We start from the raw sequence: 14,429 nt of genomic DNA on the forward strand, positions 1-14,429 counted from the left end.
CTCGCGCCAGCGCATGTCGGAATGGAAGGGGCAGCCGACGCAGGCGCTCTTGGGCGGGATCGGATAATCGTGCCGTTCCAGCCAGCGCAGGCAGTCGTGGCGCGCCATGCGCTGCTCGACGAGCGGCCAACGGTTGACCTGCCATGCCTCGAACGACGGCTTCATCCGCATTAGCTCGTCGAGCGAGATGCCGATCCATTGCTCAACGATCGCATGGTCCGGCGAGCGGCGGCGGGTCAGGCCGACCAGCTCGCGCACCTTCCGGCGAATGGGGACGATCTTGTAGTCCTTGGTGCATTGGCGCCGGATCATGCCGACCTCGATGCGGCCGCGTTTCACGGTGCGCGTGAAAGCGGGGATCGAAGCCCAGCGCGCGCCGCTGCCAGCGCGCAACAGGTCGGCGCGAATGTCGCCGGCCGAGACGATATGCACCGGGAAGGGCAGCACTTTCGCGGACATGAGCCAGGTGAGATGCTCGCGCACGGCGCGCGGCTCCCAGCCGGTGTCGGCGAAGATGGCGCAATCGGGCATCGGCCCGATCTCGCCGTGGGCGGCCATCAGCGCCAGCGTGGTCGATTGGACGCCAGCGCCCAGGCTAAGCACGCGCAATCGGATCGCGTCGCGGTCTGGGGTCTGGCCAAGAATGATGAGGCTCGCCGGATCATAGCCGACGCGGGTCGCGGCGGTGGAAAGCGCCATCGCAAGTCTCCGCGACGGGCCGGCAGGGGTCACTCCCTCTGCCTCGTGAGCCCGTCACGGCCGACCGGGCGGACTCTCACTCTCGGGGCGTTGCGGGGTGTCCCCGCAGAGGGGGTAGCGGGAGACCCAAGGGCTCCCGCTCAGGGGGAGACTTCCCCCAGCTATTTCTTTTCCTGCTCGAACCAGGACAGCAGTGTGTCGCATGACAGATGTTCCGAAACCCAAGGCGAAGACTTCCAGTCGCGACTGCTCGCGACGTGGTATTCGATCGCCCCGCCTTCATTTCGTTGTCTCTGGTGAGTTTGCACCCGGCATTTTCCGGCCGAAATCCAGGGGACTTGCGGGTATCGCTGCCGAGGTTGGTGAGTTTGGGAATCAGCGACACCGCAGATGGGATCGTCGCATCCATTACAACTAACTGATTTTATAGAATATTTTGGCGCACCCGACAGGATTCGAACCTGTGGCCTCCGCCTTCGGAGGGCGGCGCTCTATCCAGCTGAGCTACGGGTGCGGATGGCTTGAAGCCGTATTTGTTGTGACGAAGAAGGTCAATCCGCGATCAAAAATGGCTGTCCGATCACGGTGAGTTTCTGGTGAGTTTTTTTCTTCGTCCTTTCGCCGGCCTTCCTAAGTAGCCGAAAATATTGTATGATTCCTTTACTCTCGCGTTGGACGTGAGCCTTCGGAGGGCAGCGCTCTATCCAGCTGAGCTACGGGTGCCTGGAAGCCGCGCCTAGCAAAGCCGGACGAAGCGCGCCAGCCGTTTCCGCGTCAGGACGCAGCGGCGCGTTTCGCCGGCTTGCGTGCGGGCGGCGGAGTCTTGGGCTTGAACGCGCAGAGATCGGCGACGGTGCAGCACCAGCATTCCGGGGTCCGCGCCTTGCACGTGTAGCGGCCGTGCAGGATCAGCCAGTGATGCGCGTGGATGCGGAAGGGCTGGGGCACGCTTTTGTCGAGCTTCAGCTCCACGTCGAGCGGGGTCTTGCCGCGCGCCAGCCCGGTACGGTTGCAGACGCGGAAGATGTGCGTGTCGACCGCGAAGGTCTCGCGCCCGAAGGCGGTGTTGAGCACGACATTGGCGGTCTTGCGCCCGACCCCCGGCAGCTTCTCCAGCGCCTCGCGGTCGGCCGGGACCTCGCCTTCATGTTCCTCGATCAGCGCGCGGCTGAGCGCCAGGACGTTCTTCGCCTTGGTGTTGTAGAAGTTGATCGTGCGCAGCCGCTCCCGGAGCGTCTCCTCGCCGAGCGCGAGCATCTTCTCGGGCGTATCGGCCTCGGCGAACAGGGTGCGCGTCGCCTTGTTGACTCCGGAATCGGTCATCTGCGCGGAAAGCACGACCGCGACGAGCAAGGTATAGGCGTTGGAATATTCGAGCTCGGTCTCGGGATGCGGATTGTCGGCCGCGAGCCGTTCGAAGAACGCGACGATGTCCGGCTTCTTCAAATCCCGAGCACCTGGTCCATCGTATAGCGGCCCGGCGGCTGCTCCCGGAGCCACAAAGCCGCCTGGACCGCGCCGCGCGCGAAGATCGCGCGATCGTCGGCGCGGTGAGTGAGCTCGAGGCGCTCGCCGGCGGTCGCGAAGACCACGCTGTGATCGCCGACCACCGATCCGCCGCGCAGCGACGCCATGCCGATCGTGCCCTCGGCGCGCGGGCCGGTGAGCCCGGCGCGATCGGTGACCCCCGCTTCGGTGAGCGTCGTGCCGATGCCCTGCGCGGCCGCCTTGCCCAGCATCAAGGCGGTGCCCGAGGGCGCATCGGCCTTGTTGCGGTGGTGCGTCTCGACGATCTCGATGTCCCAGTCGGGCCCGAGCCGCGCCGCGGCCTCGCGCACCAGCCAGGCGAGCAGGCCTACACCCAGGGAAGTGTTGCCGGTCTGGAGTACCGGGATCTCGTCGGCGGTGGCGTCGATCAGCGCGTGGTGGCGTTCGCTGAGGCCCGTGGTGCCGATGACGATCGGCGTCCGGGCGGCGCGCGCGGCGGCAAGATGCGCCTCGAGCGCGGCGGGGGCCGAGAAGTCGACCAGCACGTCGGCCTTGCGCGCGAGATCGGCGGGATTGTCGCCGACGTCGCTGCCGCCCGCGATCGTCGCTCCCAGGCCGGGGGCGATCGCGGCGATCGCCTGCCCCATCCGGCCCATGCTCCCGAAGATTCCGATGCTCGTCATGACCGCTGCTGTGGCACAGGAGGCGGGCCGCACGACAGCTATTATTTCTTGTCCTTGCGCCCCAGCGGGATCCTGAACCGGACCATCGCCGCCGGTCCGCCGCCGCCGCCCGGGAGGGCGCGCTGCTCGCCTTCGACCGAGAGCACGCCCGGGCCCAATTGGCGCGTCGCGCGCACCGGTGCCCCCTGATAGCGCGGCTCGGTCTTCTTGAGGCGGAACTGGCTTTGATCGTCCTTCCGGCAGATGACGATCTCGTCGCCCGACGAATCGCAGCGGGGCTCGGCGACGATCGTCCGCGTGCCGTCGTCCTCGCCGCCCGGGACCAGGGGGAGATCCTGCGCCGCGGCGTAGGCGAGCGGCAATGCGAGCAACATCATGGGCAGGTCTCCCGCGGCGGGGCGCAGCTAACCGCGCATTTGCGGCAGAGGCATGGCGGACCTATGCCCTTGAATTCGAGCGGATGCCGGACGATTTCGCGCGCATGTCCGAACTCACCGAAGCCGATCTGAAACGCCTGGTCGACGCATTCTATGCGCGCGTCCGCCAGGACGACATGCTGGGGCCGATCTTCAACGGCGCGATCCATGACTGGCCGGAGCATCTCGAGCGGCTTCAGGCCTTCTGGTCCTCGGTCATGCTGACCAGCGGCCGCTACAAGGGCCAGCCCATCCCCGCCCATGTGCGCCACGAAGCGGCGATCACCCCCGCGGCGTTCGCGCGCTGGCTGGCGCTCTGGCGCGAGACCACCGACGCGCTCCTCCGTCCCGAGCATGCCGCGGCGATGCAGGACAAGGCGTCGCGGATCGCCGAGAGCCTGTCGCTCGGCATCGATTTCTACCGGAACCGGGCGCGGACGGCTTAAGGCGAATCGGGCCGGTCGGCCCGCGCACAGGCCCTTTGCGCTTCGCCAGAGCGGTCGGCTTTTCCCGGCGCCAAAGATCGACTTTCTTTGCGGCGCCTGTCGTCGCGGGTGTTGCGGAGATAGTCTTGGCGTGTGAAAGTGTAGTCAGAATCGACGGTTAGGATTTCGGGGCGAACCTAGACTGACCATCATCTCCATCCTTCCTGTCGCTCAATACCGGGCAAAACCCGGGGTCGCAGCACATTAGCGTCGTCGCCGCCGGGCGATGCGCTTCCTTCTTTCAGGGGATCAAGCGATGGCCATTAATTTGATCAGCGAGACCGAGCGCGAGATTAGCGATGCCGTGCTGGCGTTGACCGCCGAAGGCGCCCTCGAGGACGAACCGGACTTCCAGCCGATCACGCCGGGCACGCCGAAGAGCGGCCAGATCAGCCCGAGCGACGATTACGACTATTACACGCTGAACGTAGTGGCGGGTCAGACCTACGTCATCTCGCTGAACGGCACCGGGCCGGGCGCGATGCCCGATCCGCAGATCTTCCTCTACAATAGTGGCGGATCGGCGATCGCGGCGGACGACGAGGGCGGCACCGGCTCGAATGCGCTGCTGACCTACACCGCGACCTATACCGGCGTGGTCTATGTCGAGGCGGGCGCCTGGTCCGATGCGGCCAATCCCGGCATCCCGGGCGACTACACCCTCGCGGTCGCTGAGCGCGGCGCCGACGTCTCCAATACGGTCGCGGGCGCGCAGGCCGTCGCGGTGGGGTCCTCCACGCTCGGCTTCATGGATGCGACGAGCGCCACCGACTTCAGCGACGTCGACTATTACAAGGTCGATCTGGTCGCCGGCCAATATTACGAGTTCCAGGCCTCGGGTGGCTGGGACTATTATGTCGGCCCCGAGGGCGACCTGCGGCTCCACGTGATGGCGCCCGACGGCACGACGATCGCCGGCTTCAGCGGCGACATCTCGAGCAGCGACCAGAATGCCGCCGTCTCGTTCGTGCCGGCGGAGAGCGGCACCTATTATCTGCGCGTCAGCCACGACGTCGCCTCGGCGCGCGCCGCCGGCGCCGCGTCGAACGCCGGATACGAGCTCAGCGTCAAGACCTTCGACTTGAGCGGGATGAACCCGCTCGACGCGATCAACTGGGGCGGCAACGACAATGTCGTGCCCGGCGCCGCGGACGGCGAGATCAAGGTCTATTTCGCCCAGGCCGGCGAGACCTTCGACGGCGAGACGTCGATCGGCTGGAACGCGTACGAGCAGCAGCAGGCGATGCTGGCCCTGCAGCAATATGAGAAGGTGCTGCCCGTCCACTACACCGTGACGACCAACGCCGCCGAAGCCGATTTCAAGCTGGTGGTGAAGAATACCACCGCGGGCGATACGGCGGGCGTGCTCGGCTATTTCAACCCGCCGGGCGAGACCAATGCCGGCGTCGGCGTCTTCTGGCGCGACGGCTTCGGCTGGGACGAGGACGGTCCGGACGCCGATACCGCCAATCGCGAGAATGGCGGGCTCGAGCAGGGCGGCTACGCCTTCTACACCCTGGTCCACGAGTTCGGCCACGCCATGGGCCTCGCCCATCCGCACGATACCGGCGGCGGATCGACGATCCTGCCGGGCGTGTTCGGCGCGTTCGATTCCTATGGCGCGTTCGACCTGAACCAGGGCGTCTACACCGTGATGTCGTACAATCCGGGCTGGCCGCTCGATCCGGCCAACGACCCCTATGGCGTGCCCTGGTACATCGACGCGGGTACGCCCTATCTGGAGATCGACGAGGCCTATAACGGCTCGCTCTCGGCGCTCGACATCGCGCTGCTGCAGATCAAGTACGGCGCGAACGCCACGGCTGCGGCCGGTGACAATGTCTATGTCCTCCCGGCGGTCAATGCCGGCGATGGCTATTTCCAGACGATCTGGGACACCGGCGGCACCGACACCATCCAGCACAACGGCACCCAATCGGCGCGGATCGACCTGACCGCGGCGACGATCGACTTCTCGGCCACGGGCGCCGGCGTGATCTCGCATGCCGAGGGCGTCTATGGCGGTTACACCATCGCCCGGGGGACGGTGCTCGAGAACGCCACCGGCGGCAGCGCCGCCGACGTGCTGATCGGCAATGCCGCTGCCAACACGCTCACCGGCAATGACGGCGACGACATATTGCTCGGCCGCGACGGCGACGACATTCTGCGCGGCGGCGCGGGGCTGGACACGCTGGACGGCGGCACCGGCAACGATCGCTTCGAAGGCGGCTCGGACGGTTCGGCCGACGTGCTGAAGGGCGGCGCCGGCGACGACAGCTATGTCGTCGACGAGGCCGGCGAGGCGATCGCGGAGCTGGCCGGCGAAGGCGGCAGCGACCGGGTGATCGCCTCGATCGACTATGTGCTGGGCGACAATCTCGAAATCCTCGAGCTCGTCGGCGGCGCGAAGAACGGGACGGGCAACGCGCTCGACAATCTGATCATCGCCAATGACGAGCGGAACCTGCTCGACGGCGGCGCGGGGATCGACACGGTGAGCTATGAGGCATCCGATGCCAGCGCGCTCGTCCGTCTCGACAATGTCCGCGGCGGGTCGGGCTCGTTCTGGCAGAATCTCGGCGGCGCGATCGAGGACTATCTCGCCGACGGCATCGGCGGCTTCGCGACCGGCGACCGGCTGCTCAACTTCGAGAACGTCACCGGCTCGGCGCATGGCGACACGCTGTTCGGCAACAATATCGCCAATGTGCTGAACGGCGGCGGCGGCAGCGACTTCCTTTATGGGGATAACGGCAACGACACGCTGAACGGCGACGACGGGAGCGACACGCTGAATGGCGGCGACGGTGCGGACCGGCTCAACGGCGGGGCCGGCAACGACACCTTGCTGGGGGGATCGGGCAGGGACGTCTTCGCCTTCACCGATCTCGGCGGCAGGGACAGCGTCGGCGACTTCCGCCGCGGCCAGGACAAGCTCGACCTCAGCGGAATCGATGCGATCGCCGGCACCGCTGCGGATGACGCGTTCAAGTGGATCGGCTCGAAGGGGTTCGGCGGCACCGCCGGCGAATTGCGGAGCTACCGCGAGCATGGCGACTATTTCGTCGCCGGGGACGTCGATGGCGACAGGGTCGCCGACTTCGTCGTCTCGCTGGGCAATGTCCAGCTCTCCCAGGGCGATATCCTGTTCTAGGTTGGATCGACATTCAGGCGAGCGAAGGCTTTCAATCCTCCCCCGCCAGGGGGAGGTGGCACGCGCAGCGTGACGGAGGGGGCGGAACCACTGTGTTTCGTTGGAGGGTGCGCCGTTTACCTCCCCCTCCGACGCCTTCGGCGCCACCTCCCCCTGGCGGGGGAGGATTTGAGGATCGAGTCCGGCTAGGTTCAGCATGTCTCGGGCAATATCGCCGCGATTTGCACGTTGCCCGCGCAGAACAAGGGTAATCGATCGTGTTTGAGGCCTTCTTCACCGCCCTGATCCTGTCGTCGTTTCCGGCCCCGTCGGCGGAGGGGCAGGCCGCCGGGTTCCGGCGGGGAACGCCGCAGGTCGCGACCGAGTCGGCCAAGCCTGTCGGCCGGCAAGGCCGGGTGAGCCGGGAAAGCCTGGCGATCGCGGCCTGCCGGGCCCGCGCGGCGCGCCATGGCGAGGCGACGTACAAGGAATTGCGCCTCGCCGGGCACCGGATGTTCCTGATCACCGGAACCATCGCGCCGAACCGGGACGAGCAGCGCCGGCGGGGCCGCGGCCCGTGGAGCTTCCGCTGCAAGGTCCGCGGCGAGGGCGAGATACTGGACTTCCGGGCGGGACCGGCGCGATAGCCCGGCCATCCCGCGGCCGGAGCGCGCCTCCGCTTCCAGATGCTCTTTCGACATCGGCCAAATATGGCTAAGACCCGGTCTGGCTCGTCGCGCTTCCGCGCGGCTGTGCCGGAATTCTTTCTCGTCCGGGCACGATCGTCGCCCGGCCGCCGCAGGTCACCAGGGAGCCGATGGCCACCGCCCAGCCCAAGCCCAAGCCGGATGCCACGCCCAAGCCCAAGCGCGTGCGGCGGCGCCCGCCGCGGCCGCGTTCGCTGCGGCTGCACGGCACGGTGGCGCGCGAGCTCGGCATCCGCATCGTCTCGGGCGTACTCAAGCCGGGCGAGATCCTCGAGGGCGAGATCGCCGCGAGCGTGCAGTTCAACGTCTCGCGCACTGCCTATCGCGAGGCGATCCGCATCCTCGCGGCCAAGGGACTGGTCAATTCGCGGCCGAAGATCGGCACGCAGGTCTCGCCGCGCAAGGAATGGCACCTGCTCGATCCCGACGTGCTCGGCTGGATCTTCGTCGGCGAGCCTGACACCGACCTGATCGTCAATCTGTTCGAGCTGCGCCGCATCGTCGAGCCCGATGCCGCGCGGCTGGCGGCGACCCGCCGCACGCCCGAGCAGCTCGCGCGGATGAAGGCGGGGCTCGACGGCGTCGCGCGGCACGGCTTCGCCACCGAGATCGGCCGGCGCTGCGACGAGGAATTCCATTCGGCGCTGCTCGAGGCTTCGGCGAACGACTTCGTCGTCTCGCTGACCAGCGGCGTCGCCGCGGCGATCGCGATCACCACCGCGTTCAAGCAGCACCGCCTGCCCGCGCCGCACGACGCGCTGCCGGTCCACCTCGCGGTGTACGAGGCGATCGAGGCGCAGGACGCGCAGGGCGCGCACGACGCGATGGCGCGGCTGGTCGATCGCGGCCTGGCCGACACGATGGAAGCGCGCGAGGGCGGCGGCGGCGGGCCGATCGCGGCGTGCTGCTGACATGCGGGATTGAACCGCGGCCCGGGCGTGCCTAAGTCGCGCCCGACAATCTGTTACCGCTAACTTCATTTTGGGATCGGGAGAGTTCGCATGGCGCTGACTGGGGAATTGTTCGTCGCTTCGAAGCGCGTGTCGCGGGATGGTCCGGGCTTCAAGGCAGTCGCCGCGGCGACCGGTGCCGAGATCGAGCCGAGCTTCACCGTCGCCACGACCGAGGATGTCGAGGCCGCCACGGCTGCCGCCGAGGCAGCCTTCCCGATCTATTCGAACCTGCCGCGCGAGGAGCGCGCCAAGTTCCTCGAGGCGATCGCCGAGGAGATCGAGGCGCTGGGCGACACTTTGGTCGAGCGCGCGATGCAGGAGAGCGGCCTGCCCCAGGCGCGGCTGACCGGCGAGCGCGGCCGCACCGCGGGCCAGCTCCGGCTGTTCGCCAAGGAGCTGCGGCTCGGCGAGTATCTGCGCGCGCGCATCGATCACGCCATCCCCGATCGCCAGCCCGCGCCCAAGCCCGACCTGCGGCTGCGCATGGTGCCGGTCGGCCCGGTCACCGTGTTCGGCGCGTCGAACTTCCCGCTCGCTTTCTCGGTGGCGGGCGGCGACACTGCCTCGGCGCTGGCGGCGGGCTGCCCGGTGATCGTCAAGGGTCACTCGGCGCACCCGGGCACTTCGGAGCTGGTCGCCGGCGCGATCACGCGCGCCGCCGAGAAGACCGGCATGCCCGCCGGCGTGTTCTCGCTGATCAACGGCGCGGGCAACACGGTCGGCTCGGCGCTCGTCACCGATCCGCGGATCAAGGCGGTCGGCTTCACCGGCTCGCGCGGCGGCGGCACCGCGCTGATGAAGCTCGCCGCCAACCGTCCGGTGCCGATCCCGGTCTATGCCGAGATGAGCAGCATCAACCCGGTGTTCCTGCTCCCCGGCGCGCTCGCCGCGCGCGCGGAAGCGCTGGGCAAGGGCTTCATCGCCTCGCTGACGATGGGCGCGGGCCAGTTCTGCACCAATCCCGGCCTCGTGCTCGCACTCGAGGGACCCGATCTCGACCGGTTCGTGACCTCGGCTTCGGACGCACTGTGCGGCGCGCCGTCGCAGGTGATGCTGACCCCCGGCATCCACCGCGCCTATGAGAGCGGCGTCGCGCGCTGGGCCTCGGCGCCCGCGCTCAAGCTGGTGGCCGAAGGGCAGGAGCCGGCCGGACCGACCTCGGGCCGCGGCGCGCTGTTCACGATGACCGGCGCCGACTTCATCGCCGATCCGAGCCATGCCGAGGAAGTGTTCGGCGCCGCCTCGCTGCTCGTGCGCTGTGCCGATATCGAGGAGCTCACCAAGGTGATCGGCCTGCTCGAGGGCCAGCTCACCGCGACGCTGCACCTCGAGGAATCGGATACCGGGCTGGCGCAGCAATTGCTGCCGGTGCTCGAGCGGCTCGCCGGGCGCATCCTCGCCAATGGTTGGCCGACCGGCGTCGAAGTGACCGACGCGCAGGTCCATGGCGGGCCCTTCCCGTCGACCGCGGACGGCCGCAGCACCTCGGTCGGCACGCTGGCGATCGACCGCTTCCTGCGCCCGGTCGCCTATCAGGATCTGCCCGCCGTGCTGCTCCCGGCCGATCTGCGCGACGGCGAGGCGGGCATCCCCCGCCGCGTCGACGGCAAGCCGACGCTGTAAGCTTCGACATTCGCCCTCCCAACAGGGAGGGCGTGGCGCTCGTCCCGCCGGCGCGACGTTCGGCCCGCCGAACGTTGCGCCGGCTTTCGAAGCCATTAGGCTGGGCTCTTCAACTCCGAGGAGTCCAGCCTATGCGTATGCTGCTGCTTGCCGCACTGACCATCGCCACGCCTGCCCTTGCGCAGGAGAGGGACGAGGCGGGCGCCCGCGCCGCGGTGAACCATTATCTCGCCGGCCACGCCACCGGCAGCGCGGCGGAATTCACCGCCGCCTTCCACCCCAAGACGATGCTCTACTGGAACCGCGACGGCGCCTTCGCCGAGCGGACCATCGCCGACTATATCGCCGCCGCCCCCGGCAAGCCCGCCGCCGACGAGGCCCAGCGCCGCCGCTCGATCGAGAGCCTCGACGTCACCGGCAACGCCGCCATGGCCAAGGTGGTGCTCGATTATCCGAGCGTGCGCTTCACCGACTATCTCTCGCTGGTGAAGGCCGATGGCGAGTGGCGGATCGTCAACAAGATCTTCAACGTGGAGCGGAAGGCGCCGTAGGGCGCGGGCGCACTTAATCCTCCCCCGCCAGGGGGAGGTGGCAGGCGCAGCCTGACGGAGGGGGAGGAATCACTTCGGCCAGCGGTCGCTTACCTCCCCCTCCGTCGCCTTTGGCGACACCTCCCCCTGGCGGGGGAGGATTGGGTCGGTGGCGTCCGCTGCCCTCCCTACCCAAACGCCTCCTTCACGTCCCCCGCCGTCCGGAACCGGAACGCCATGTCGTGGCGATATTCCTGGCCCGGGTCGAGCCGCGCCGAGGGGAAGTCCGGCTTGTTGGGGCTGTCGGGGAATTTCTGCGGCTCGAGGCACAGCCCGCCGCGCGCGGGATAGATGCCGCCGCCGGTGCCCGGGGCGCCGTCGGCCAGGTAATTGCCCGTGTAGAACTGCACGCCCGGCTCGGTCGAATGCACTTCCATCACGCGGCCCGAAACGGACTCGAACAGGGTCGCGATGCGGCGGATCTTCCCGGACGCGCCGTCGAGCACGAAATTGTGATCATAGCCGCGGCCGAGCTTGAGCTGGGTGTCGGCGATCTCGATGTCGCGGCCGATCGGCTTGGGCGTGCGGAAGTCGAACGGCGTGGCCTCGACCGCGCGCAGCGCCCCGATGGGGATCAGCTCGGTATCGACGGGCGTGATCCGGCTCGCCGGGATCTGCAGCACATGATCGAGGATCGTCGTGCCGCTGCCTTCGCCCGCCAAGTTGAAATAGGCGTGGTGGGTGAGGTTGATCACCGTCGCACGATCGGTGGTCGCGCGGAAGTTGATCGCCAGCCCGTCCGCCTCCAGCGCATAGCGCACGCGGACATGGAGATTGCCCGGAAAGCCGTGATCGAGGTGGGGACTGACGAGCGCGAAGGTCACCGAATGGGCGTCGCGCGCCTCGACCGTCCAGTCCTGCAAGTCGAAGCCCTTCGGCCCCGAGTGCAGGCTGTTCGCGCCTTCATTGGCGGTCAGGCGATATTCGGTGCCGTCCAGGCTGAAGCGCGCGCCGCCGATCCGGTTGGCATAGCGCCCGGCGACCGCGCCGTAATAGCGCGGGTGCGCGCGATAGTCGGCGAGGTCGCGATAGCCGAGCACGACATTGGCGGCCTTGCCGTCGCGTCCCGGCACCTCGAGCCGCCGCAGCGTCGCGCCGAGCGTGAGCAGCTCGGCGCGATAGCCGCCGCGGGCGATCTCGATCCTCTCGATCGGGCCGCCCGTCGTCACGGCTTGGGGCAGACCGAGGCGTTGGGATCGGAGACGATGCGCACGTCGGCTATGCTGAGCTCGAACGGCCCCGATGCCTCGATCACCAGCGGCGCAGAGACCTTGGCGAGGTCGACCCCGTTCTGCTGATAGCATTTGAGGAAGACCTTGGCGGTCTTCCAAATGCCGGTCTGGCCGGTGAACAGGCTGGTCGCGTCGATCGCCCCCTTGTTGGCGCCGCCTTCCATCGACAGGCTGACCTTGCCCGCCGGGGCGCGGTCGACCCGGTAGCTGATCTGGAGCGAGAGATCGCCGTTCGCCTCGCGCGTGAGGTCGAGATCGCCGCCGCCGATCCGCAGCGTCGCCGGGCCGTTCGGCCAGGTCAGCTGCTGCGCGCCTTCCTGCGTCTGCGGGCCGTCGACCGTCCGCCGCGTGATCCGGCTGTCGGTCGCGAAGGAGAAGGGCGCGGGCGTCACGCCCTTGGCGAAATAGGTGCTGGTGTTGCCGAGCGACGGATCGAGGCCCGCCTCCTCGCTGAGCGCCGGCACCGTGCCGCCCTTGGCATAGGTCAGGCCGTAGCCGAGCGCGAAGAGCGGGTCGTAGCCCGGCTTGCCCTTGTTGTTCGCGAATTGCCCCGCGGTTTTGGGCCAGCTGAACGACAGGCGGCCCTTGAAGTCGCTGCGCGGTTTGCCGGCCGCGTCGCCGACCAGCACATCGGCCACCGCCCCGCCCTCGCTGCCCGGCAGCCATGCCGCGACGAAGGCGTCCGAGGCGTTGAGCTCGGGGTTCACCCAGAGCGGACGGCCCGAGAGGAACACCGACACCACCGGCACGCCGGCGGCCTTGAGCTTCTTGAGCAGCCCCAGCGCCTGCTTGTCGCCGGGCTGGAACTCCAGCGTGCGGATGTCGCCGCGCATCTCGGCATAAGGCTGCTCGCCGAACACGACGATCGCCACGTCGGGCTTGGTCGTGAAATTGCCGTCCGCCGAGAGCGTCGCGGTGCCGCCTGCGGCCTCGACCGCCTTCTTCACGCCCGCGAAGATCGTCTCGCCATTGGGGAACAGCTCGTTGCCGTTGCCGTCGCCCTGCCAGCTGAGCGTCCAGCCGCCGGTCTGCATCCCCATCGAATCGGCGCCGGGGCCCGTGACGAGCACCTTCGCGGTCGCCTTGACCGGCAGCACGCCATTGTTCTTGAGCAGGACGAGCGACTTGGCGGCCGCCTCGCGGGCGAGCGCGCGATGCTCGGGGCTGCCGAGCACGCCGGCCTTGCCCTCGATCGGGCGCGCCGGATCGAACAGCCCGAGCTTCGCCTTGACGCGCAGGATGCGGCGCACCGCGTCGTCGACTCGGCTCATCGGGATGGTGCCGTCCTTGACGTGCTTCACCGTCGATTCGAACAGGCCCTTCCAGCTGTCCGGCGCCATCGCCATGTCGAGCCCGGCGTTGAAGGTCGCGGCGCAATCGGTGTTGGTGCAGCCGGGGATCTGGCCATGGCCGTTCCAGTCGCCGACGATGAAGCCCTGGAAGCCCATCTTGCCCTTGAGCACGCCGGTGAGCAGCGACTTGTTGCCGTGCATCTTCTGGCCGTTCCAGCTGTTGTACGACGCCATCACGGTGAGCGTGCCGGCATTGACCGCGTTCGGATAGCCCGCGCCGTGGATCGCGATCAGCTCTTCCTCGCTGACGCGCGTATCGCCCTGGTCGATGCCGTTGAAGGTGCCGCCGTCGCCGAGGAAGTGCTTCGCCGATGCGGCGACATGGCCCTTCTGGATGCGGTCGGCGGTGGTGGGCTCGCCCTGGAGCCCGCGGATCATCTCGCCGGCATAGGAGCGGACGATCGCCGGATCCTCCGAATAGCCTTCGTAGCTGCGGCCCCAGCGATCGTCCTGCGGCACCGCGAGCGTCGGGCCGAACGCCCAGTCGGGGCCGGCGGCCGCGGTCTCGGCGGCGGTGGCCGCGCCGATGCGGCGGATCATCGCGGGATCGTTGGCGGCGCCGAGGCCGATATTGTGCGGGAAGATCGTCGCGCCGATGACGTTGTTGTTGCCGTGGACCGCGTCGACCCCGAAGATCAGCGGGATCGCGACCTGGCCGGGGCGCGGCTCCATCGCGACGGCGCGGAAGGCGCGGGTGGTTTCCACCCAATCGGCCTGGGGCGAGCGGTCATTGCCCGAGAGCGGCGGCGAATTGCCGCCCGCCAGGATCGAACCGAGCGGATATTTGCGCAGATCCTCGGGCTTGATGCTGGCGATGTCGGCCTGGATCATCTGCCCGACCTTCTGCTCGAGCGTCATCTTCGCCATCAGCTCGGAAACGCGCTTCTCGGTCGCGGCGTCGACCAAGCCCTGGCTCGCGGCGCTCGGCCACTTGGCGGGATCGGCGACGGTGGGGCCTTCCGACAGCGCTGTCGGCGCTTGCTGCGCCAAAACCGGCGCGGACCAGAAAATCGTGGTGGCAAGCAACAGCTTCGTTCCAGGCCGCATCTCATCTCCTCCGTATTG

At 68.3% G+C, this 14,429-nt stretch carries 12 protein-coding genes and 1 tRNA gene; 6 read left to right on the top strand and 7 right to left on the bottom strand.

The window, feature by feature from the left end; translation table 11 throughout:
• The 5 genes from MT490_RS13535 to MT490_RS13555 form a co-directional block, all read right to left on the bottom strand.
• The coding region (locus MT490_RS13535; RefSeq protein WP_297388586.1) for a hypothetical protein at positions 1-699 on the bottom strand (699 nt) is incomplete at its 3' end.
• 437 nt (positions 700-1,136) lie between these two features.
• Positions 1,137-1,213: transfer RNA gene (locus MT490_RS13540), tRNA-Arg, on the bottom strand.
• A gap of 260 nt (positions 1,214-1,473) precedes the next feature.
• The gene (gene nth, locus MT490_RS13545) at positions 1,474-2,145 is read right to left on the bottom strand and encodes an endonuclease III (RefSeq protein ID WP_297388589.1); all 672 of its coding nucleotides are present in this window, start codon (positions 2,143-2,145) and stop codon (positions 1,474-1,476) included.
• Positions 2,142-2,870 carry a 4-hydroxy-tetrahydrodipicolinate reductase gene (gene dapB / locus MT490_RS13550; RefSeq protein WP_297388592.1) on the bottom strand — a complete coding sequence of 243 codons (729 nt, stop codon included), beginning with the start codon at positions 2,868-2,870 and terminating at the stop codon, positions 2,142-2,144. The genes nth and dapB overlap by 4 nt, the downstream gene beginning before the upstream one ends.
• Positions 2,871-2,911: 41 nt before the next feature.
• The gene (locus tag MT490_RS13555; protein WP_297388594.1) at positions 2,912-3,247 is read right to left on the bottom strand and encodes a hypothetical protein; all 336 of its coding nucleotides are present in this window, start codon (positions 3,245-3,247) and stop codon (positions 2,912-2,914) included.
• Between the two features lie 104 nt (positions 3,248-3,351).
• Here MT490_RS13555 and MT490_RS13560 point away from each other — a divergent pair, with 104 nt between their 5' ends.
• From MT490_RS13560 to MT490_RS13585, 6 genes are all read left to right on the top strand, one after another.
• Positions 3,352-3,732, top strand: coding sequence for a group III truncated hemoglobin (locus MT490_RS13560; RefSeq protein ID WP_297388597.1), 381 nt, complete (start codon positions 3,352-3,354; stop codon positions 3,730-3,732).
• A 295-nt stretch (positions 3,733-4,027) separates the two neighbouring features.
• The gene (locus MT490_RS13565; protein WP_297388602.1) at positions 4,028-6,928 is read left to right on the top strand and encodes a pre-peptidase C-terminal domain-containing protein; all 2,901 of its coding nucleotides are present in this window, start codon (positions 4,028-4,030) and stop codon (positions 6,926-6,928) included.
• A gap of 257 nt (positions 6,929-7,185) precedes the next feature.
• The gene (locus tag MT490_RS13570; RefSeq protein WP_297388605.1) at positions 7,186-7,554 is read left to right on the top strand and encodes a hypothetical protein; all 369 of its coding nucleotides are present in this window, start codon (positions 7,186-7,188) and stop codon (positions 7,552-7,554) included.
• Between the two features lie 170 nt (positions 7,555-7,724).
• Positions 7,725-8,525, top strand: coding sequence for a FadR/GntR family transcriptional regulator (locus MT490_RS13575; protein WP_297388609.1), 801 nt, complete (start codon positions 7,725-7,727; stop codon positions 8,523-8,525).
• A gap of 90 nt (positions 8,526-8,615) precedes the next feature.
• Positions 8,616-10,190 carry an aldehyde dehydrogenase (NADP(+)) gene (locus MT490_RS13580; RefSeq protein ID WP_297388612.1) on the top strand — a complete coding sequence of 525 codons (1,575 nt, stop codon included), beginning with the start codon at positions 8,616-8,618 and terminating at the stop codon, positions 10,188-10,190.
• A gap of 131 nt (positions 10,191-10,321) precedes the next feature.
• Positions 10,322-10,741 (top strand): nuclear transport factor 2 family protein, encoded by a 420-nt coding sequence (locus tag MT490_RS13585; RefSeq protein ID WP_297388615.1) that lies wholly within the window; start codon positions 10,322-10,324, stop codon positions 10,739-10,741.
• A 167-nt stretch (positions 10,742-10,908) separates the two neighbouring features.
• Here the strand turns inward: MT490_RS13585 and MT490_RS13590 are convergent, their stop codons facing one another.
• Complete coding sequence (locus MT490_RS13590) at positions 10,909-11,949, bottom strand: aldose epimerase family protein (RefSeq protein WP_297388617.1); 1,041 nt, start codon at positions 11,947-11,949, stop codon at positions 10,909-10,911.
• Positions 11,946-14,411 (bottom strand): glycoside hydrolase family 3 protein, encoded by a 2,466-nt coding sequence (locus tag MT490_RS13595; protein WP_297388620.1) that lies wholly within the window; start codon positions 14,409-14,411, stop codon positions 11,946-11,948. Before MT490_RS13595 ends, MT490_RS13590 begins: the two co-directional genes overlap by 4 nt.
• Positions 14,412-14,429: the final 18 nt, after the last annotated feature.

The sequence above is a fragment of the Sphingomonas sp. genome, from assembly GCF_026460985.1.
Classification (GTDB): domain Bacteria; phylum Pseudomonadota; class Alphaproteobacteria; order Sphingomonadales; family Sphingomonadaceae; genus Sphingomonas.

Excerpts from the sequence above, each read along its gene's own strand:
- dapB (WP_297388592.1), bottom strand. The coding sequence starts at position 2,870 with ATGACGAGCATCGGAATCTTCGGGAGCATGGGCCGGATGGGGCAGGCG.
- MT490_RS13555 (WP_297388594.1), bottom strand. The coding sequence starts at position 3,247 with ATGATGTTGCTCGCATTGCCGCTCGCCTACGCCGCGGCGCAGGATCTC.
- MT490_RS13560 (WP_297388597.1), top strand. The coding sequence starts at position 3,352 with ATGTCCGAACTCACCGAAGCCGATCTGAAACGCCTGGTCGACGCATTC.
- MT490_RS13565 (WP_297388602.1), top strand. The coding sequence starts at position 4,028 with ATGGCCATTAATTTGATCAGCGAGACCGAGCGCGAGATTAGCGATGCC.
- MT490_RS13575 (WP_297388609.1), top strand. The coding sequence starts at position 7,725 with ATGGCCACCGCCCAGCCCAAGCCCAAGCCGGATGCCACGCCCAAGCCC.
- MT490_RS13580 (WP_297388612.1), top strand. The coding sequence starts at position 8,616 with ATGGCGCTGACTGGGGAATTGTTCGTCGCTTCGAAGCGCGTGTCGCGG.
- MT490_RS13585 (WP_297388615.1), top strand. The coding sequence starts at position 10,322 with ATGCGTATGCTGCTGCTTGCCGCACTGACCATCGCCACGCCTGCCCTT.
- MT490_RS13595 (WP_297388620.1), bottom strand. The coding sequence starts at position 14,411 with ATGCGGCCTGGAACGAAGCTGTTGCTTGCCACCACGATTTTCTGGTCC.